This is a genomic window from Lujinxingia vulgaris, assembly GCF_007997005.1.
In the GTDB taxonomy this organism is placed as follows: Bacteria; Myxococcota_A; Bradymonadia; order Bradymonadales; family Bradymonadaceae; genus Lujinxingia.
Genome location: NZ_VOSL01000059.1, coordinates 56,007 through 75,433, shown reverse-complemented (window position 1 = coordinate 75,433; position 19,427 = coordinate 56,007). Strand labels below are relative to the sequence as shown.

The 19,427-nt window shown below is 56.0% G+C and carries 14 protein-coding genes; 4 read left to right on the top strand and 10 right to left on the bottom strand.

The window, feature by feature from the left end:
- Positions 1 to 43: 43 nt before the first annotated feature.
- Positions 44 to 2,950, bottom strand: coding sequence for a hypothetical protein (locus tag FRC96_RS15110; RefSeq protein WP_146975619.1), 2,907 nt, complete (start codon positions 2,948 to 2,950; stop codon positions 44 to 46).
- A 169-nt stretch (positions 2,951 to 3,119) separates the two neighbouring features.
- On the opposite strand from FRC96_RS15110, the gene FRC96_RS22255 reads away from it, so the two are divergent.
- The 3 genes from FRC96_RS22255 to FRC96_RS15095 all read left to right on the top strand — a co-directional run bounded on the left by FRC96_RS22255 (position 3,120) and on the right by FRC96_RS15095 (position 6,741).
- The gene (locus tag FRC96_RS22255; RefSeq protein ID WP_230470299.1) at positions 3,120 to 3,488 is read left to right on the top strand and encodes a hypothetical protein; all 369 of its coding nucleotides are present in this window, start codon (positions 3,120 to 3,122) and stop codon (positions 3,486 to 3,488) included.
- Positions 3,489 to 3,662: 174 nt separating this feature from the next.
- Positions 3,663 to 5,186, top strand: coding sequence for an AAA family ATPase (locus FRC96_RS15100; protein WP_146975613.1), 1,524 nt, complete (start codon positions 3,663 to 3,665; stop codon positions 5,184 to 5,186).
- Between the two features lies 1 nt (position 5,187).
- On the top strand, positions 5,188 to 6,741 hold the full coding sequence (locus FRC96_RS15095; protein WP_230470298.1) for a VWA domain-containing protein: 1,554 nt from the start codon (positions 5,188 to 5,190) through the stop codon (positions 6,739 to 6,741).
- 168 nt (positions 6,742 to 6,909) lie between these two features.
- Here the strand turns inward: FRC96_RS15095 and FRC96_RS15090 are convergent, their stop codons facing one another.
- The 4 genes from FRC96_RS15090 to FRC96_RS22250 form a co-directional block, all read right to left on the bottom strand.
- On the bottom strand, positions 6,910 to 7,590 hold the full coding sequence (locus FRC96_RS15090; RefSeq protein ID WP_146975609.1) for an EcsC family protein: 681 nt from the start codon (positions 7,588 to 7,590) through the stop codon (positions 6,910 to 6,912).
- Between the two features lie 215 nt (positions 7,591 to 7,805).
- Entirely contained in the window at positions 7,806 to 8,627 is an 822-nt protein-coding gene (locus tag FRC96_RS15085; RefSeq protein ID WP_146975608.1) for a tetratricopeptide repeat protein, read from the bottom strand.
- A 98-nt stretch (positions 8,628 to 8,725) separates the two neighbouring features.
- Complete coding sequence (locus FRC96_RS15080) at positions 8,726 to 12,532, bottom strand: DNA-directed RNA polymerase subunit alpha C-terminal domain-containing protein (RefSeq protein WP_146975606.1); 3,807 nt, start codon at positions 12,530 to 12,532, stop codon at positions 8,726 to 8,728.
- A 324-nt stretch (positions 12,533 to 12,856) separates the two neighbouring features.
- Positions 12,857 to 13,195 carry a DUF1153 domain-containing protein gene (locus FRC96_RS22250; protein WP_230470296.1) on the bottom strand — a complete coding sequence of 113 codons (339 nt, stop codon included), beginning with the start codon at positions 13,193 to 13,195 and terminating at the stop codon, positions 12,857 to 12,859.
- A gap of 195 nt (positions 13,196 to 13,390) precedes the next feature.
- Here FRC96_RS22250 and FRC96_RS15070 point away from each other — a divergent pair, with 195 nt between their 5' ends.
- On the top strand, positions 13,391 to 13,963 hold the full coding sequence (locus FRC96_RS15070; protein WP_146975602.1) for a helix-turn-helix domain-containing protein: 573 nt from the start codon (positions 13,391 to 13,393) through the stop codon (positions 13,961 to 13,963).
- 689 nt (positions 13,964 to 14,652) lie between these two features.
- Here the strand turns inward: FRC96_RS15070 and FRC96_RS15065 are convergent.
- The 5 genes from FRC96_RS15065 to FRC96_RS15045 all read right to left on the bottom strand — a co-directional run bounded on the left by FRC96_RS15065 (position 14,653) and on the right by FRC96_RS15045 (position 19,407).
- Positions 14,653 to 16,347, bottom strand: a complete 1,695-nt coding sequence (locus FRC96_RS15065) for a hypothetical protein (RefSeq protein ID WP_146975601.1) — start codon at positions 16,345 to 16,347, stop codon at positions 14,653 to 14,655.
- A 91-nt stretch (positions 16,348 to 16,438) separates the two neighbouring features.
- Positions 16,439 to 17,110, bottom strand: a complete 672-nt coding sequence (locus tag FRC96_RS15060) for a hypothetical protein (RefSeq protein ID WP_146975599.1) — start codon at positions 17,108 to 17,110, stop codon at positions 16,439 to 16,441.
- 244 nt (positions 17,111 to 17,354) lie between these two features.
- Positions 17,355 to 17,867 (bottom strand): hypothetical protein, encoded by a 513-nt coding sequence (locus tag FRC96_RS15055; protein ID WP_146975598.1) that lies wholly within the window; start codon positions 17,865 to 17,867, stop codon positions 17,355 to 17,357.
- A gap of 21 nt (positions 17,868 to 17,888) precedes the next feature.
- A complete protein-coding gene (locus FRC96_RS15050; protein WP_146975596.1) occupies positions 17,889 to 18,599 on the bottom strand; it encodes a GTPase domain-containing protein in 711 nt (236 codons plus the stop codon).
- 355 nt (positions 18,600 to 18,954) lie between these two features.
- The gene (locus FRC96_RS15045; RefSeq protein ID WP_146975594.1) at positions 18,955 to 19,407 is read right to left on the bottom strand and encodes a hypothetical protein; all 453 of its coding nucleotides are present in this window, start codon (positions 19,405 to 19,407) and stop codon (positions 18,955 to 18,957) included.
- Between the last annotated feature and the right edge of the window lie 20 nt (positions 19,408 to 19,427).

The following is a 19,427-nucleotide window of genomic DNA, read 5'->3' as shown; positions in this document are numbered from 1 at the left end:
TATGCTCGGGAAAAACGCTCACTTATAGCAGATGGTTGGCACGTTAACTGTCAACTCCATCACCTCTTGGATCCTCCATTAACCAACCCCATAGTTTGCCTCCCCACTTCCCACTCTTCGGTAAGAGATCAAACAACAAGCTTCGAAACGAAGGTCGACGCCGCAGTTCCGGTTGCTGGGAAAGTAACTCAAATATCCAGTTCATTTCGGCCGGCGGTGCTCGCCAGAGCCAATATTCAGCATGTTTGGGGGATTCTTTGACGAGGACTCGGATGAGTTCTTTTACCTCGCGAGAGGATGTGCGCCATAGCTGATCCCTTGTGTCGCCTGAAAACCCGAATCCAATCTGCGCATAACCAAGAAAGAGTTCCGGCAGCTTTGGGAGTGTTGATTGAAAACTTCCGGGGAGTTGTTCGAAGCTGTGAAGATAACTGTCTTTGTATAAACGTTGGTAGTGGTTGAAAATCCATTTCAATAATGGCTCCGTCAGGCGTTTGTTAAAGCTGTCGTAGGAGAGCTGGCGACCCATATATTCGTTACTGTGGCGGTCAAAGCCTTCCAACACGTTCTGGATTTGATTGTGGTTGATGTCTGAAAGCGGTAGTTGTTCGATTACGGTTCTCGTGGGCACATAGTCGAGCACGATTTGGCCGAGTTCTTCGTACGTTTCTAATGTGCTAAAAATTGTTTTGAAGGGCATCGAAGTGCCCTGGTAGTTTTGAATGATGCTTCGCCAGATGAGCGTCGCAAAGTTTAACCGTGCTTCGTCGTCGGTGTGCTGCGTAAGTTTATGGGCAAGTCTTAAACATAGTTCACTGTTTTTCAATAACGACGCCACATTGTCCGAGAACACTACTCGCGGGGCCGTCGGCTGAAGTTTGGGATGATCTGGTTGTGTGAGCAATAGCGAGGGGAGGAGAAGAGTAGGGATTGCGACTTGCTCCGAGGGGATCTTTTCTAGAAGTTTGTTGAAAAGCGAAAAGGCATCGTCGGACACGAGTGGATCGTATGGAAACGTCTGAAACCATGACGGCAGTTCGTCAGGAAACTCGTCGGCCCATCCCGGCGTCAGCCAGGAGTCTTGATGAATCTGCCAATTCGCAGGGCGAGGTACATTCGCACTCCATTCCCACAGCCTTATGAGCGTGGTGAAGTCGATGTCTTGTCCTTTCGGATGTCGATAGAAGAGTGGCTTTAAGAAACCCATCCGCGGGTTGGACTCTTCTCCGAGCGTCGCGTTGCGGAGGTCTCGGTACGTGTTCCAGAGCCTCTTTAAAATATCGTCGGAGGCGAAGGTGGGTGATGTGGCGCGCGAGGGCGCGCAGAAAAAGAGCGCTTCGAGCGCTGCCACGTGGGCAAAGTTTCGGGCCTCGAAAGCCCGCAGTGTGGCGGCGAGCGTGGATTTGAATGCCGCATCGTCGAGTTCTTCGAGTGCCTCAATGATGAAGTATTGGCGGCTCGCATCGGCAGCCAGCCGTCCCCATCGCGATGTATCCCCGCTTGCGATCTCCTCGCGGACGAGTTTGCGTGCGAAGGCTTCCAAGACCCATTGCGGTTGGGCGTCGAGTTGGTCGTGGTGGGTCCAGACCAGCAACTCGAGGTCGACGTAGGCCTGCAGCAGGTCGTCTAACGTCCTTTGTTCATCAAACGAATCGCGGACTTTCTCGCGCTCTTCGCGGTCTTCAGATTCAACGATCTGATCCAGAAGTCTGGCCAGGTCTTCGTGGATTGCGGATTGCGTGGTGGAGAGAAGGAGTCCCCGCCACTGCTCGGCGGTGAGTGAAGAATTCCACGCAAGATGCGGGGAGAGGAGCCACCGCTCAACCGCGGACAGGAACGCGTTCGCGCCCTTGGATTCCATCGACCGTTTTCGTGGGTGGGTGTCGTCTAACGTTTCGCATGTGCGCTCCAGCCAGAGGCGGACCTCAGTCGTCTTTAGGAACCCGTCGAGCGCCTTGTGGCCCTCACGGAACGCAACCCGACATATGTGGCGAAGGTCTGCTGGCGTCTTGAAGCGTTTGAGGTCCGGATCGTGGCGTTCAAGCCACTTAAAAGTTTCGGTTGGGTTGAAGCGACCGCCTCGACCGTCACTGTCGAGACGGCTACCTACCCACTCGAGGTAGCCGTGTCGCCAGATATGGTCTGGATCCCACGGCGCGATGCACCAGCCGTGTATGGCAGCGTTTGGCGTAGTGTCGGTTTTCCATGGAGGGGCAAAGGTCGCGACGACTGTGAGCGGTGGTAACAATAGCGCGCGCCTGACGATGACGTTCGCGGACGCATCGCGCGCCAGCTCTTCCGCAAATCTCGTCCCATGGCCCGGGTCACCAGGTCGTTGAGGGAGAACAATACAGGTGTCGGTCGTGTCCGCGCCGATGTCCGCTCTCTCAAAGTACTTGGGCCGCTGGATGTTTCGTGGGTTGTTCACGGTCAGGTGGGCGGCGAGCAAAGAAGCGTCGGTGCTGGTCGGCGCTTGAATCCAGATGAGCTCATTGGCGGTGTGGAGCTGAAACTCCTGAGAGTCGGTCCAACCGAAGGGCCCTAGAACAACCGGCTTGCTCTCACCGCATGTCTCGCATCGTGAGGTGTATCTGGCCGGCATGAATTCATCGTCCAGCGGATCGAAAGGGGGAAGCTCAGGGAACTCCGGGAAAGGAATTCTGCGGTCGGCGGGAGCTGTCGACTGGTAGAAAGGCAACACTTCTGCCTTCACGTTCAGCGCGTCCGCCAATGCTCGGCAAGCGGCGGGGAAGTTCTCCCACCAGGTCGCGTCGCCATTCTGCAGCTTCGAGAGGTAGTTGGCGATGCTTCCTGAGGACTTCGAGAGCTCTCTTCCATCTTCGCCCACTGTGAAATGCTCGCGAATCCTGTTTTCCAACTCCCGCAGGGAGGGATCGCCTGCGCGTTGCTTGGCGATCGTGAAGTCGAATGTGTCGCGTGTGATGGGCATGGTAGCTCGCTTGAAGTAATGTGTATTGATCCGAATCAGTCTGAATCATACGGATTGATTTGACTCTTGGCTAGCCGCCGCTATCCTTCTGGTGCGTCGACCATAGCTGGACCCTTCACCTCGGTGGGCGGGGTATAAAGGGCCAGCCAAACTTTTCGGGAGGTACATCATGAGCAAGAAGAGCAGTGGCAAGCCCGGCGGATCGAGTAAGGGAGGCAATGACAAACAACGCGGGACGAGCAAGGGAGGCAATGACAAACAGCGTGGGACGAACAAGAAGAGCAACGGCAAGACCGACGGGATGAGCAAGAATGGCAACAACAAGCGAGGCAAAATGAGCAAACAAGAGCGCGATCATCACGCCAACCAAAATAACCCCAACAACCGCGCTCATCGTGAGCGGATGAACCACCAGGCCGAGCAGAGTAACCCCAATAGCGAGGCCAATCGCAAGCAGCGGAACAACCGCGCCGATCAACTCAACCCAAACAACCCGAAGTACAAGAAGGCGCGACAGAACAACAAAAAGAAAAAGTGAGACGCGGTAATGGATGTACGGCGGCGCGGGCTCTAAGGCCCGCGCCGCCTTTGAAATGATGGGCAATTTCGAAGTTTCAATGATTCGAATTTGAGAATTCAGGAGCAATGAATGTCAAAACCCGTACAGGCAGAAGGTTCGGTTGTAGCGAAGTAGGGAGAGCACTGCGACCGATTGGAAAGCCTCATCGCCGCCCTCACGCACGGGCTGGTGGAGCGCGACCAGGTCGTTCGCCTGGCGGTTCTCGCGATGCTCAGTGGCGAGCACATTCTTCTTATCGGCCCCCCGGGGACCGCCAAGAGCGAGGTCGCTCGCCGCCTGGTCCAGGCCCTGCGCGATGGGGATATTTTTGAGCGTTTGTTGACGCGTTTTTCGGTGCCCGAAGATGTCTTCGGTCCGCTCTCGCTGAAGGCGTTGGAGGAGGATCACTTCGAGCGCAAAGTCGATGGCTACCTGCCTTCGGCCTCGGTGGCGTTCATCGACGAGATTTTCAAGGCGAACAGCGCCATTCTCAACGCGCTGCTGACGCTCTTGAACGAGCGCAAGTTCGACAATGGCAATCAGCGCCTGGACGCGCCACTTCTGGCCCTGGTGGGGGCGAGCAATGAGCTGCCCGAGGATGAGGTGCTGGAGGCGCTCTACGACCGCTTTTTGGTGCGCTGCCACGTCGGGCCCGTCAGTGATGAGGGGTTCGCGACGTTGCTCAACCTTCGGGCGGAGGGCGTCCAAAACGTTGAAAATGCACTGAAGATTTCGCGTGAGGACCTGGAGGCGATTCAGGCCGAGGCGGCGCGTGTGGCGATTCCGGAGTCGCTGATCGACTTCTTCGGAGCTATGCGTCGCTTTCTGGTCGACCAGAACATCTACGTGTCCGACCGCCGATGGATGAAGGCGCTCAAAATGCTTCGCGTGGCCGCTTACACCAACGGGCAAGATGAAGTGACGCTGTGGGAGTGCTGGTTGCTGCAGCATTGCTTGTGGAGCAAGCCCGAAGAGCGCGACGTTATTCGGGAGTGGTTCGAGGAGCGTGTGGGGGCAGAGTCCGTAGAGGGAGCAGGGGTGTTTGAGCGGCTTGTAGTCTTATGGGAGCTTACACTGACACAGGATCGTACGAGCAAATCTCAACAACGTGATGCGAAGGGCCGCCACCTTTTTTGGGGGCAAAAACGCAAGAAAATTACGAAGGGCAACCAGGACATTCATCAGATGGACTCCAACGGAAACCTCCTCTATTTGGCTCCGAGTGGAGACGAACGAACGAATAAACAGGGGTTCACGAGGGAGGAACTATTGGCCAAATATGCGCCTCGATATTCTGGCCATAATCGGATTCAAACGCCCCGTGGAGAGCTTTCCATCGATAGGTATTGCGACGACGAAGAGAATCAATTGCGCGCGACGCCTGATCCGGTTCTCGAACCCACCGCGTACTCTCAAGGGCATATCGATCATCGAGTTGGGGAGACGACGCGTGTTCTTCACCAAATCAATGAGCACATCGCCACGCTGGAATCTGAGATGGAGAACTTAGAGGCGCGTATTGAGGCGCATCTCTGGGTAGATACGGTATTTTCGGTGAAAGCACTGGCAAATTTACGAGAGTCGTTTGAGGCCACAAAGGCGCTCAAAGAGCGTATGGAAGATGTTCGAGAAGGCTTCGAGCAACTCCCGGTAAATGAGCCTGAGATGGAGGTGTGAGATGAGCGCCTTCGATATCAACTATCTGGATCGCCGTTACGAGTTTATCGACGCAGTGCCCGAAGAGCTCTTCGAACTCGTGCTTCGCCAAACATCCGGCTCGCTTGAAGAGCGAACTGCCTCTGTGGCGGCGCTGCGCGATGGACTTCTTAGCGGCGAGTTGCCGGAGAAACATGAACTGAGCTGGCCCTCAGCCGAAGTTGTTGAGCTTGTATGGAGCTTTTTGGAGGAGACGGAGTTGCCGTCCTTCTGCAAAGCGCAGCCGGAGATTGTCGATGCGCTCATAGGCAGCATCCTCGGGGAGCTTACCGACCTGGAGGGGAACTATGAGGCGGGCGTGCAGAGCTGTTTGCGCGAGCTGCAGCGGATTGCAGAGGAGCGGCTGCGTGCCTCACAAAACGCGAAGAGCTTGGAAGGGGAAGAGCAAGACGATGCAAATGAGGAGCCGCCCGTTGAGTTGAGCGCGGACGACTACGCGGAGCTCCGAGACGAGGCCGAAGAGGTTGAAAGAAAACGCGCGCTGGACGCGATGCGGAAGGGCCTGCACCAGGCCTGGGCTGAGCGGACCGCGGCCTACAAGCAGGTGTTGGAGGTGTTTGGGTCGTTGAGTGGCATCCTTGGGCGCGGGATGGACTACGCGCGAGGGCTGGTTCGCTCGCAGGGGTGGTCTGACATCGTGCGCCTTCGCGCGTTGATGGAGCAGCTTCCCCAACTCCAAGAACTCATCGCGACACTCGGCAGGATGCACATCTCTGACGATGACTCGCCACCGGTCATGGAGACGATCTTTGAGTCGATTCGCCATGGGCGAGTGGATGAGGTGGAGGTGCGCACACCTCTGGCGCCGATGGAGACGCGCGGCGTTCGTCGCTCCAATGACTTGAGTCGGCTCCTACCCGCGGAAGCCCTGAACCTCGCCCATCCGCGTCTGCGGACCCTCTTTTATGCCCGTATGCACGAACACGCCCTGGCCACGTATCTGGTCGACGGCGTGCTCCCGCAGAAAATCGACAGCTTTGAAGATGTCGAGGAGGAGCAAACGCGAGAGAGGGAAAAGCCACCGCTAAAGCGAGGGCCGATCATCGCCTGCCTCGATACCTCCGGCTCGATGCACGGTACGCCCGAGCAGGTCGCCAAGGCGCTCGTGCTTGAGGCGCTTCGCGTGGCACGGGAGCAGGGGCGGCCTTGCTACCTGATCGCATTCAGCGGTCCGGGGCAGACTGAGGCGCTGGAGCTCTCATTGGATATGGAGGGGCTGGGCGATCTCTACGCGTTTCTCGGGCGGTCGTTTCACGGAGGCACGGACCTGGTCGCGCCGATGAACGAGGCGATGGCGTTGCTCGACACTCAGAACTGGGAGAAGGCCGACATCCTGCTTGTGTCTGACGGGGAGTTCGCGGTGCCGGAGTCGTTACGACGGGATCTCAACAGCGCGCGGGAGGAGTCGGGTTTGCGAGTACACGGCGTGTTGATTGCCAGCCGGAGGAGCGAGGTGATGGCGAGGATTTGCGATGAGATGCATGCGTTTGAGTCGTGGGATGCGATGCGGGGGTAGTGGGGCCGGTGTTCTACCCACCCTGACAAACAAGCCGTTCACTCTCTGTGCGCAAACGTCAGAGCAGAACTCAGGCTTGTCAGAGTCATTTGTGCGTACGGAGGTTTCAACGCAACCCATTAATGGATGCGAGTAGCTCGGGCGCGAATGGCGCCCGAGCCTCATCGCTTACATCTGTGAATCAATTACGAACCACTCGCGTGCTTGCTTGCCCACATAGCGAGTCAGCGCGTAGTTGGCACTGGAGCCGATGACCACCCCGATCCCGAAGGGCAACGCTTTTTCCAGCGCCTTGCGCGTGAAGACGATCCCCAACGTCTTGAACATCTCTTTGAGCGCCTGAAGTACGGCGCCCTTAAGGTACTGCCGCACAAGGTTCACACCCGCTTTGGAGGCGAGTCGGGTTCCCGCCTGAACTCCGGCTTTCTCCAGGGCGCCGCCAGCCGCAATAATGAAGCTGAGCTGGCGAGCATCTTCGGAGTTGAGATCGTAGCCGTACGCCGCCGCCATGCACATCACCATATCCACCTGAAGTTTCATGCAGGCGGCCGCGTCGGCGGCCGCGCCGCCCGTCAGGGCGATCGCGGTACCAAGGCCGGGCACGACCCCGGCTAGAGCCGTCGTTCCACCGACAGTTCCGGCGAGTTTCGCATAGCGTGCGACGATCTTGTCGGCTACCAGCGCGCGGGCTGTTGCGTCGTCGATACCGGGTGACTTCTTTCGCACCTGAGCCAGATATTGATCGGCGATGTGATGAGCATCTGCCGGGGCGATTGAGATCGCCTCTACCGCTTTGAGCAGGCGGCTTCCGTCAACAACTTCTTTGCTGTCGTTTTTCATCGCAGTCATCTCCTGATGAATGTGTCTGTTCCGTGTGAGATGTCGGTTTGGGAGAGCGACAACGCCATAGCTTGAACACGCCCTCAGGAGGCAATGCGTTTCCCCCCTGGGCTGTTGTTCGATGTATGATGAATGTAACAATGTGTTGAGGTGGCTGCAACCCGACCGGAGGTGACGCGGATTGACCGGGCGATATGCGTCGCTGGTCGGGAGGAGATAGCAGGTCAGTACTCCAGATGTTCCAAGCGCTGACGTGCCGTCTCGGTGTAAAAGGTCTGAGTGCCGTCAGCGACCTCGATGATGCGATTCAGCCAGGTGCGAGCTTCATTCCACTGACGCTTGCCCCAGTAGGCCTGTGCGATCTGAAAGCGAAAGCCCTGAAGTTGGGGATTCTCGGGGAATTGCTCCTCAAACTCTGCGAAGGTTTCGGTGACTGCGGTGATGAGTTTGAAGTCGAGTTTCAGGCCGTAGGAGCTCCCGTAACGACCGGACGTCTCCCATCCCAGTAGTGCGAAGAGCTTGCGGGCATAAGCCGCTTCGGCTGCGGGCGTGCCGGGGAACTCGGCGATGACCCGATCATACCAGTGGAGTGCTTGTTCCAGTTTAGGGAGCCACGAGGAGTCAATCGTGAAGGTGCGATCAGACCCCGACCAGAAGTCACCGTTTCGCAGCCATGAGCTTGCAACAGCCGACAGGGCGCGATCGGAGGTGTGTTCGGCGAGGACCTCACCCAACTCGGAGAGGCGCGTCTCGATTTCGTTGGCTCGCTCGGAGTTCGGGTAGTCGCTCACCAGCGCCTCCCACTCTCCGAGGGCCACTGCATAGCGAGATTCCTCAAACGCGATTTGGCCGAGCCAGTACATCGCCTCGGAACGATGCTCATTGGCCGCGCCCCGATCGTGCTTGATGGCCAGAAACTGTAGTTTGGCCTCGTCGTTGAGGGCGTGGTTGTAGAGGTCGATTGCGTGGTCGATGTTTTGCGCAAATGCGGGAGAGGAGACGAAACTGAGGAGGAGGGTGAAGATAAGGGCTGGGTAGAACTTCATGAAAACTCCGTTGCTACGGGAAGGGATACTCAAACGACTGCGATGCAACTTCGTTCAATCGCTCGCTAGTGTCACGTGAATGAATTATCGTAATACGGTCATTGTTTGCCCGCGTCGGTCAGCCGCTCCACCAGCTCCGGCCGTGGATCCCACTCCTCAAAAAACCTGCAGAGCTGGCGTCGAACCTCGTCGTCCACGTTGAGGATATCGGGATGTTCCGCGGCTTCGCGCACCAGCGCAGGGCGCTCCGCCCAGCGCTCCGGGAGTGCGTCAAAAATGTCGGGTGTCAGGGTGTAGGCGGCGTTGGGGAGGGCAATAACGCGGCCTTCGTCACGCAGTTTGATAAGCGTGGTGTTGATCGATCCGCTCGTGCCTCCGAAGCCGACCTCGTCGCGAAGGTAAGCGGTGATCTCCCGCGGGTAGGCCACGTAAAGCGCACTCAAGGCGTCGAGGATGGCGCTGTAGAGCAGGCTTCGGCCCTCGGTGACGTTGTGGTGCGAGACCAGCAAGCCGCTGCCGGCTACCAGGCTTGAGAAGTTACGGGCCAGGGCCCAGAGCAGACGGTCGCCATTCTGCCGAGCGCGAAGTTTTTCGGCAGCCGGGCCATCAAGCACTTCCAGCGCCGCCGTGCAGCTGAGCAGGGCATCGTCGGGGGTGAGGTCCACCAGCTGGGTCATGAGCTCGTCGATCTCGTCGCGGGTCAGGCCGCAGCGCTCCACGTGCAAGAATCGGCCTTTGCCCATGGAGAGGGAGAAGTCGCACTTGGCTAGATTCTGGGAGATCCCGGTGAAAGCGTAGCTAAAGCGACTCAGGTCACGGGCGATCTGGCGCGCGTTCACGGGGGTTGTATGGCTCGCCAGAGCTGTGCTCAGCCGATCGAGCATTGAGGTGCCAATATCGTCGCAGGTGGGGGTGTGGGCGACGAGCAAGGTGTTGGTGAAGGTGACGACGTCCGGGTGGCGCGAGAGCACATCTTTGAGAAGGTGGGCCGTCATCCCTGCGGGCACGCGACGTGTCAGTTTAAGGGTGTCGATAAGGTGGTCGACGCTGACCTGACGACGCTGTCGGATGAGCACGGCGAGGGCTTCGTCGGCAAAACGCTCCAGCTCATCGAGAGGCAGGGGGAGGTGGTCGAGGTGAACGTAAATGCCGTGACCGTAATGGTAGATGTTTTCGCAGCGCTCCATGTGCGCGCGCACGTTATGAGGACGGAATCTCGGCAGCTCCCCTCCGATGTCGGCGTTGAGTTGATTGTAGGCCTGGCGGATATCTTCAGTAGTCGCGGGCTTGCCGATGCGCTGCACAATGCCCTCAATAATACCGACGAGACTGAGCCAGGGGAGGAGCACCGCGTCGCCTTCGATGTGAAGACCCCAGGCATCTTCAACAAACTCCATGGCTTCGGCTTCGGTGAGCATCATACCCAGCGCGTCGGTGCAGAGATGAACGTCCTCCGGTGAGATGCGCACCGTCTCCAGGTCCATCAGCTCCGACTTGAGGTCGGCTACAAGTCCGTTGCGCTCGTCGGCGTTGAGGGTGATCAAGAATCGATGCCAGCAGTTGGTCTCAAAGCCCGCAATTGCCAGCACCAGACGGGCGCGCCCAACGCACACGCTCATGTCGCCGGCGGGAGCGCCACAATAGGGAGGAAGCGCGCTGGTGGGCAGGATTCCACGACCCTTTCGCAGGCGAGTGATGAGATCTTCAGCCAGCTCCCGGGCCACACTGGCGTAGCGCGCTTGCAGATGCTCGATGAGTTGGTTGACGATCTGGCGCACCCGCTCCCGGGTCAGGCCCAGGGGCTCAGCGACCTCTTCGAGCGTCTGGTCCTGGTAGAGACGGCCGCGCAGCACAACCTGATCGCGCTCACCCAGGGTCGCCCACACCGCCCTCACCAGCGACTCGATACTTTCCGGACGTCCTGACTCGCCGAAGCGCAGATAATCAAGGCCGCGATGCGCCAGGGTCTCCAGGGTGTCGTCGAGCTCCTGGAGGGTCTGGCGGCCAATGCCCGGGAGGGCGATGAGCTTGCCGGCGGCGCGGAGTTCCAGAAGATCGTACAAGGTCTGGGCATCGTAGGCCTCGATGGCCCGGTGGGAGCGCGTCGGCAGAAAGGGCAAAAGTTCCTGGAGCGAGATGTCATCGCGTTGACGTGCGGCTTCCAGCGCTTCGACAGCGCGCAGGTGTTCTTCGCTCATGCGCGAGCGTCGGGACCCGTCGGGACCACTGGCCGATGCCGCTTCTGGAAGAGGCGCCTGACCGTGAACAAACTCGTAGGCGCGCGCGTAGAGCGTGCGGAGTTCATCGGCGCTCTTTCGGCCGACGTGGGGGATGGACCGCACGTCGTCGATGGCGAAATCCACCATGTCGCCGACGGTTGTGATCTGAAGTTGCTCGAGCTTGTTGACGATGAGCCCCGGAGGCTCAAGGAACGCAATGTCGACCTGCCGTCGCGTCTCCTCGGTTGAGGACGTGTCGTCTTCACGTTCGTCCTGACCGTCGAGATGTTCGCGGGCGGTGAATTGAAGCCTCGCAAAGAGCGCGCCTTCGAGGGCGCTCATGCCGGTGAGTTCTTGCGCTTCATTGGCATCGAAATCCAGGAGGTCAGCCAGGGTGATGATCTCCAGATCGGCCAGGTGTGAAGCTAAAAGGGGAGGCGGATTGAGGACATTAATCGGGTCAGTGAGGGCATAGCCAGCAGCCGCATTCGTGTCTGCAGAAGGCGCCGGGGCTGGCGGGGTTGTGGGCTCAAAAAGAGGGGAAAGTTCTGGAGCTGAGGGCGAGGAAAGAGGCGGCGTCGATGAGACTTCAGGCAGCGAAAGGGGTGAAGGCGTCGGGTTGTGGGCAACGACACCATTCCCGGGCTCGGCCTGGTCGAGGTCTTCCGCAGCGGAATCGACGGCAGCAAATCTGGGCGAGGGATCCTCTGGGATGCTACTCGGCTGAACGCCTGGTGTGAGCGGATGATTGACCGCGTCGTCAAAGGACTGCGCTGACGTGCGTGGCCGATCGACGGCGGGCGCGGGCACGTAGGGCTCTGACAACCGTTCCAGGCGCCGCGCGGAGTTCCACAGATCGATGTAGGCGCGGGCCTCCAGATCGTTGATTCCCTGAAGTCGCACGAAGATCGTGGGTTTGAGAGCAAGCACATCGCCCACGGTATGGATCGCCAGCGTGGCGAGGTGGGGAAGCAACATCAACGCCGGGTTCAAAACGCTTAAGGGAGCGCTCGCCCAGCTCACCGGCAGGGGGGGCTCGCGCCGCAACTCTTCAAGATCTTCAAAATCTTCATAGTCTGCGTAAAGGGTGCGCATCAGAAGGGTGTTGAACTCGCTCTCCCACGGATCATCACTAAATAATATATCGAAGGGATCGCCCCACTCCTCCTCGTCATCCACATCGTCGGTGACATCCTCAACGGCGGGCGTGCTGTAGGACGTGAGGCTGGTTCGAGAAAACATCCATGAAATCAAACTCGTGAGTGCGTCTGCTCGCCGTAACGCCGTGCTCTCCGCGAGCTCACCATGATGTCGAACGGTGGCCAGCACGGCCTCATCCAGCGACGCGCCGGCGCACCAACGCGCGATGGCCTCACGCACCACCTGATGCTCCAACATCGCATCGCAAACCATCCGTACGCGTTGCTCAGTCTCCCGCACATAACGCTCCCCCCTGGAGCTCAACGAGAGCGCCCCCCGCTCGGTGCGCCGCACAAATCCCAGGCTCTCACCAAGCGCCGCATAATAATGAATTGTCCGCAGACTCTGCCCACAACGCTCCGCCAGGCGAGTGTATGTGATGGCATCTCCGCCTTCATCAGCGAGGCCTTCTAAAAGCGACTCGAGACGATCTGGCGAGTTGGCCTGAGGGAGAAAGGGCGGCAGGGCATAAGCGTGTTCGGACATCGAGAGACTCGTTGCTCTGACATTGGGTGCGGGGTGCGGGGCGGGTGTGGACGCGCAGCCCCCCCGGGGGGATTGAGGTTGAGGGAGTGTAGCGTGGGGTGGGGGAGGGGGGAAGGGCGGACGCGAGCGAACTATCTCAACACAATCTTGAGTTTGCCGGTCGTGTTCTCACGCCAAACGCTCCAAGAGCTCCCGCTTCGCGCGCTCCTTTTCGAGATTGACCACCCGGCGGCTCACACCCTTCTTTCTGGCGCCAGACCGTGGAGCGGTTCAGCGCTAAAAGTCCACACAACCTCCGCTCACTCATCGCCGGGTGACGTTCCATCAATCCTCGGAGCGCCACCCTGAGCCAAAAGGGTCCAGCTTGGACATGTGATGGACCTCCTTGATGATGTCGATGTCCATCACCAGCTCGCCAATCTTCTGCTGCAGCTTCGCAATTTGCGCATCTTTACGCTCAATCTCTTCCTTCGGGCGGCTCTTCAACCCGTTCTCACCCGCATCCAGGAAGGTCTCGTACGACTGCTCAATCTCGCTGGGCTTGAGGTCGTACTGGCGCGCAGCCTCGTTCACCGTGGTCTCTCCGCGGATAATCTGCAGCACCAGCGCGGTACGACGTTTTGAGGTCCAACGTTTGATGTCTTCCGGTAACTCTTCGCTCATCTCACCCACTTGAACGGACGTCCCGGCCAACACCCGCCTCAATTCTGACAGGACTGGTTTAGCTTGGTCAGCCACCGTTGTCCTAGGTGGGCGGATTGCCCGCGGAACCGAACCTGACAGCGATTGACACTGCCGGGCAATTGTTAGACGGTCTTCGCGCCGGGTGCGTTCCGTTGACTTACACATGGAGACCTTATGTCCAACAATCCAACGCTCAGCGACGTTATCATCCAACTGAGAGAAGACCTGGGCTTCAGCCGTGACGATCTAGCCAACCAACTGGGAGTACACGTGCGAACGGTGACACGTTGGGAAGAGGAAGGCGCGGAACCTCGGGGCGATGGTATCCGAGCGAGGCTGGCTCTACTGGCACGCAACACGTCGGTTGAAAACCAGATAACGAAAATCTTAAAGCCATCCAGCGTGACAATGAATCGCATGATGGGCGTTGGGGTAGCTACCGCGGCGGCTGCGGGTGTGCTTGGAGTTACGGCCTTGCACGGCCTTAGTTCGGTTTTGGGGGGGCTAAAACAGGTCAGCGACGCCAAGAAAGGGACGGATGAGCCAATCCTGTTGGAGGCAACGCAACTACGCCTGGTGACCACCGTAGCCGCCAATCAAGCCGAGCTGCTCGATGTGGATCTCGGGGACTTGGGCGTTGCACTACAGGAGGTCATTCTAGCTTCTTCCGCGCTGGGACTGGGCCTGCAAGACTTGATTAAGCTCTGCGCATCCTGGCGACTTGAAAAAGATGACGAGAAGCATTGACACCGCCGTGCGGTGTCTGTACGCTGTGTGACGTGTCGAGGGCTCGACACGAAACGCCGTGCACTTATAGGACGGCCAAACTAACGAGTAGGTGCGGTACTACGCACCTCCTGTGACAAGGAGAAATTCGATTATGGGCTCATCTTATCAGAAGAAGCGTCGTCGTAAGGCAGAGGCAGTGGGCACAGGAGGGGGCGTCCTTGGTGGCGCTGCTGCGGGCGCCGCATTGGGCGCGAAGATTGGAATCGTAGCGGGACCGTTGGGTGGGATGGCGGGCACGATTCCAGGCGCAATTGTGGGAGGTATTATTGGCGGCCTCTCGGGGAACAAAGTTGGAAGCGAGTTTGACCGCTCCAAGGAGTAAGCCCAGCAACTTTTCATTGCCGCCCCTTTGTCTTTTGGGTCGCATTAGCCTCTTAGATGATATAATGCGAGGCGTAGTGATAGAAAAGCTCAGGGCCAACTAAAGCAATCTGAGAAATGTTCAGGCGGGAGAACTATCGCGACTGAAGAAAGCTCACGATAGTTCTCCCGCCCTATTTTTGTGCGAAGCAAAAAATACGTGAAAACTCAAAAATAACTCGAGTTCCTAGACGCAGACTCAGACCGACGTCGACACGATAGGTTGGCTGGGGGAATGATACAGCCACCAACCCTTCGGCTCGAACGCACAATCAAAACTATGAGTACTACCGATCGCGACTTATTCTAAAATGCCGATCTACAAGTATAAAGTTATACTCTTTTGCCCGGCGAGTGTGGTCAAAAAAAGACTCGTCGCATAGCGCACCCCGAAGTATCCGTCGGTACCCTTCTCGAAGACGGCGGCCGTCATAGCTGCCAGGTATGGACTCATAGACTGTGTAATGACCGTAGCCGTGCGGCAAGTTCTTATTATATTCGAACGCAGCTTGCTTCTTGAGCCCCAGTGAAAGTTTAGACAACGCACTCTTCCAATAGGAGTGAGGTTTGCCCAAAAACTCGTCGTGACGTAGCGCTTCGAGCATGTACTGAAATGTAGATATGCTTTTCATTTGGTGGGAGGTGATCTTTCCAAACGACAGTAAAGCGAACGCTGGCCAGCTTTTTACTGAAGATTCGCCGTAGCTCAGTGGTGCACTGTAGTGGAAGGATGTGAGCGCAGCTTTGGCAGCTCCAATTTTAGCGTCATCCAAGTCGTAAAATTCGGTAGAGTGAGTTTGCATATCATCAAGGATCTGACTTAAACAAACACCTGCGGGCGACGGAAGTAATAATTTTTCCATTCGCTTGAGGGTTGCGCGATACACACTCTTAAAATCCTCGCTCCCATGTAGATCCTGAATAATTGACTCTGCATGCATAATTAAAGGGAGCCAATCGTCAGGCTCACGGATGGGTTTCTGGCAAAGAGCGCGAAGTTCATCCCATTTATCACCCTGGCTATTTATGTTGTTTCGAGATTGAGTGTTCTCAACTCGGAGCCTGTCATTCTGCTCCTGCCATTCGATAACGTCAGCCATCGTGGGTGTGTTTTTCTGGAGATGCGTATCTTGGAAATATTTCGCATCTTGGCCCAACCACTTTTCGACTTCCTGATCTATGTTAATTGGATAGTCGATAAGCTCGGGGGAGTTCGCTTGTAGCGGGTTCATACGATCAGAGAAAATGTTAAAGAAGCGTAAGATATTATGTTCACCTCGCTCGCCCTTAATCAGAGCAGCGGGACTGCCATTTATATATAGAACTATACTCGGAAGAGACTCTATACGCTCCTGGATCACAAATTCCAAAAAGTCGCCTCCGGAGACTTGTTTAATCTCTAACTTGCCGTGAAGAGTAACTGCGATTTTGGGAAGGTTTTGAGCGAGAGAGTGAGACGGATCCGGACCTCTAAACACAACAGCCACCGGAACCTTAGACTTGTCGATTGCTTCTGACAGTTCTGATAAGGAGTTGCAAGAGATGCTCTGGAAGGGCCACCACTCGGGGTGTGTATACTCCTTTTTTGGTTGACCACAGCCGGAGCAAACGTCAGGCTGTCGCATCAGCCATTCAATGTATCGATTTATCGGTGGTTCGGTTTGTGCTTCAGTGGTGGCATTTGCAACCCATTCTTTCAATTGGTTGACTTTTCGGATGTATTCTTCGTGTTTATGATATGCAGCATAATCAAAGTTACTACTGCTTCTAATTTGATAATGACTTGAGCATCGTGTGCCACCTTCACACGGAAATCCCCCGTATTGCCTTTTTAATACCCTTTCCTCGTGTAAGATTTCGTTGGCGAGGGTGATTATCTCAAGTTCGTCGTCGTTTTGAATGTGTTCTTTAATCCAGCCATGTACCATGCTTAATAATGTTTTGGCTTCAACATCGCGAAGGGGTTGGTCCCTGAAATTCATTGAAACATCTCTCGTTAAGTTTTCATTGTCGTGATTTAAAACTCGATCTTCCTCCAGAGGAGACTACGAGCATGAATCGCGTTTTTGTCGCCTAAAACTCCACCAACGTCGTCACGCGATACTCCGTCGACTGCATCGTCTTTAACTCGAACGTGCTGCCCAGGGACAGTCCGTTTGGGAGTCGAACTTGCATAGCAAGCTGGAGGCGATTCTTAAGCTCCTGAGTCAATGAGACGGTGAATTCGCGAGATTCCAGGCGATTTCCGGCATACTCGGCCTGTTCAATCAGGGAGGTGAAGACAGGATCGTTGGCGAGCCCATGTTTTCGGATAAGTGTGCGAGCTGCCTGGATATTTGCGGTTCCCCCTTGAAAGGTATCATCGAGCGTCAGGCTTTTGGCGAGTGAGCTCTGTTTTGATGACGAAGGTTTGACCGACCCGCGAACACCTGCATAGCTTGCACTCAACTTGACTGACGATTCCTGACCTTCGGTCTCGATTATGAGTTGAGTCGTTTGAACGCGTCGCGCGCCCAATTGCTGGCAAAGCGTTGAGAAAAGCGTAAATTTTCGGATTGCGAAGAAGTTGTCTGCGTTGGTTGGTGAAGTGTAGTCGTCATCAAAGGGGCTCTGGAGCAGCACGGTATTTGGAGCCAGCAGGCCTCGCTGGTCCAATTCGAGCAGCTTCTCATCATCACCAACAAAGGGGAATTCGAGGACGGCAACATCGCGGCGGTTTAGGAGCGCGCGGCCCTCTTCGCTCAAGTAGAGATCCTCGTAATCGGGGGAGTCGACTACAACGAGTATGCGTCTTTCAGAAGGGGACTTGGATAGTATGTTAGTCGTCATTTTTTTCTCTTTTTTAAATGGCGTTTTAAGGTGGGGTCAGATTGCGGAGAGCGTTTGTGTAAAGGGATGACCAATGTTTCGAGGAGTCGCTTTCCACCTCGGAAAAGCAATGAGTTTCTTTCTATTGTAACCTGAGGCAGAGCTTGGCTAACTTCTGATTTTATAATGCGCGAAGAATCCAGATCAGAATTAGCGCAGCGCTCGCTGCTAATACTCCTCCCACCGTGAGTTGGATGTTTCTCCGCGCTTTTTTTTTGTCGGCGATTTCGTTGAGCACATGGCGAAGTTCACTGTCATCGACATTTAAAGGGAGCGATTGTTCGGTCGTGAAAGCGTCAATCGCAGAAATGATTTGATCCTGCCACACAGCTTGGTTTTCCGCCTTCGTGTCACCATGACAGGTGATAATAACGCGACGTCCAGCAACGTCTTTGCTTGTCGTAGCGAGCTGGAGAAGGAACTCGCCGTCATTTGCTAATATAGGCGGGAAATAGATGTCGGCTTGAATCTGGTCGGTGTCGCGAAGCCGTTGGCCTTGCTGCCGGGTTCGTGCAATAGCCTGATTTAAGGTTCGCTGGGTGTTTGTATCAGTGATTCGATTAAGTTTATCGTTTTTCCATACTGCGTAAATGTCATCACTTTGGTTGTCTAAGGCCTGGCACCAGAACGTCATTATAATCATTGGTTCCCCTTTTTAGGTGTTAATGTGCTTGAAGAGTTGTACGACAATGCCGCGGGCTTTTTGCTCATCATCGAGGCTTCCCAGGATGATAGGAGTTCCGGTTGCTGCATAGATTTCGCGTATTAATGGAAGATCGCTGAATTCATCTTTTATATATTCGACTCGTTCATCAATCGTCTGGAAATTGAATTCATCGCTTAGATCACAATGTGTTCCAATAGCGAAAAATTTAGGTTTCGTTTCGGTCGCGGTCTTTCGCTCGTCGAGCCATTTGTAAATTTGGCTTATATCTTTTTTGATGCGTTTGCAGTGATGAGTATCGTTTTCGAGTGCCTTGTCCGCGCGGAAAAGATATAAGAGAATGTCGGTGTCTTTAACTATTTTTTGCCAGGTTTCGTAATTGCTGGCGCCACCACCGACATCGACCCCTTCTTTCATTTTTATCGGGAATGTGCGGGTTGTTCCATGATTTCCGGACGCCGTAAATGAGCGTTCACTGACGGGGAAGTTATCTGGCGCCTGAGTTGGTTTAACGTTTTTGTTGATTCTGCCTGTTTGGAGAAAATAGATCAGAGTTGTTTTTCCGGTTGCGCGCTCTCCAAGTAGGCCAAACTTTTTTCCGACCACTTTTCGTTGTGATTCATCATAGAGATTGACTGCTACGGCTCCTGCAAAAAAGCCGACGACCCCCGCGATAATTACAGGAACTAATGGAAAAGGCATTGGAAAGTCCTTTTGTAATGTTTCCTAATGGAACCGGTTACCGGGGGAGTTCGTAGCCAGGCTACTGTTCCCCTGGTTTTCAAAAGATGGCGTGGATTGTAACACGATGTTGCGGCGCTGGGCAAGCGGGTTGTGCGCACGTTATGATTGGTTGGGACGTTATTAAATCAGGGAACATCACAGTTTCTGCGGAGGTTTATGCGCTCAATTTCAGCCGATAATAGTATCGAGTCTTGGGCTTGGCGACATGCTCCAATGTCGTTATGCGATCAATTAACGGCTAGTTCTTCCCGGTGGGTAGTGTGAGGCGATCGTTTTATGGCTTCCATACCTTTCGGTTCTAGCCGTGTGGATGTTACTCGACTTCCCCAGGAATCTCTTTCACCTCTTCTTCCCCCGGCGCCCACCCCCTCAACCGCACCACACGCCGCACCACCCTCCTCCCACTCCCGTGCGCTCCCAAACTCACCGTCTCGGTCGCCGCGTTAGCGTTGAGGCCCAGGCCGCCCTCGCCGTGGCCTTCGTAGTATTCTTCGACCTCGATCTCGGTGGCGGTGAGGATGCGTTCGGCCAGGGCGAGCTCCTGGGCGGCGCGGGCGCGGGCCTGGTGGATCTGGGTTTCGAGCTCGGCGCGGCGTTGTTCGTCGGCGAGTTCGTGGCTGGGCATGTCTTTGATGGAGAAGGTAACGACGTCGGCGATGAGGGAGGCGATCTGATAGGAGGGAAACAACCCGACCTTGGCGCCGGCAACGGCGCCAGCTTTGAGGCTTTCGGTAAACGATGAACGGTTGGGGTTTTGCTTTGTCATATTAATCGCCTTTGCGCGGG

Bases quoted from the DNA above. Each gene is read 5' to 3' on its own strand.
- FRC96_RS15055 (WP_146975598.1), bottom strand. From the start codon at position 17,867: ATGACGTTCTGGTGCCAGGCCTTAGACAACCAAAGTGATGACATTTAC.
- FRC96_RS15080 (WP_146975606.1), bottom strand. From the start codon at position 12,532: ATGTCCGAACACGCTTATGCCCTGCCGCCCTTTCTCCCTCAGGCCAAC.
- FRC96_RS22250 (WP_230470296.1), bottom strand. From the start codon at position 13,195: ATGAGCGAAGAGTTACCGGAAGACATCAAACGTTGGACCTCAAAACGT.
- FRC96_RS22255 (WP_230470299.1), top strand. From the start codon at position 3,120: ATGAGCAAGAAGAGCAGTGGCAAGCCCGGCGGATCGAGTAAGGGAGGC.
- FRC96_RS15090 (WP_146975609.1), bottom strand. From the start codon at position 7,590: ATGACTGCGATGAAAAACGACAGCAAAGAAGTTGTTGACGGAAGCCGC.
- FRC96_RS15085 (WP_146975608.1), bottom strand. From the start codon at position 8,627: ATGAAGTTCTACCCAGCCCTTATCTTCACCCTCCTCCTCAGTTTCGTC.
- FRC96_RS15095 (WP_230470298.1), top strand. From the start codon at position 5,188: ATGAGCGCCTTCGATATCAACTATCTGGATCGCCGTTACGAGTTTATC.
- FRC96_RS15070 (WP_146975602.1), top strand. From the start codon at position 13,391: ATGTCCAACAATCCAACGCTCAGCGACGTTATCATCCAACTGAGAGAA.
- FRC96_RS15045 (WP_146975594.1), bottom strand. From the start codon at position 19,407: ATGACAAAGCAAAACCCCAACCGTTCATCGTTTACCGAAAGCCTCAAA.
- FRC96_RS15065 (WP_146975601.1), bottom strand. From the start codon at position 16,347: ATGAATTTCAGGGACCAACCCCTTCGCGATGTTGAAGCCAAAACATTA.
- FRC96_RS15050 (WP_146975596.1), bottom strand. From the start codon at position 18,599: ATGCCTTTTCCATTAGTTCCTGTAATTATCGCGGGGGTCGTCGGCTTT.
- FRC96_RS15110 (WP_146975619.1), bottom strand. From the start codon at position 2,950: ATGCCCATCACACGCGACACATTCGACTTCACGATCGCCAAGCAACGC.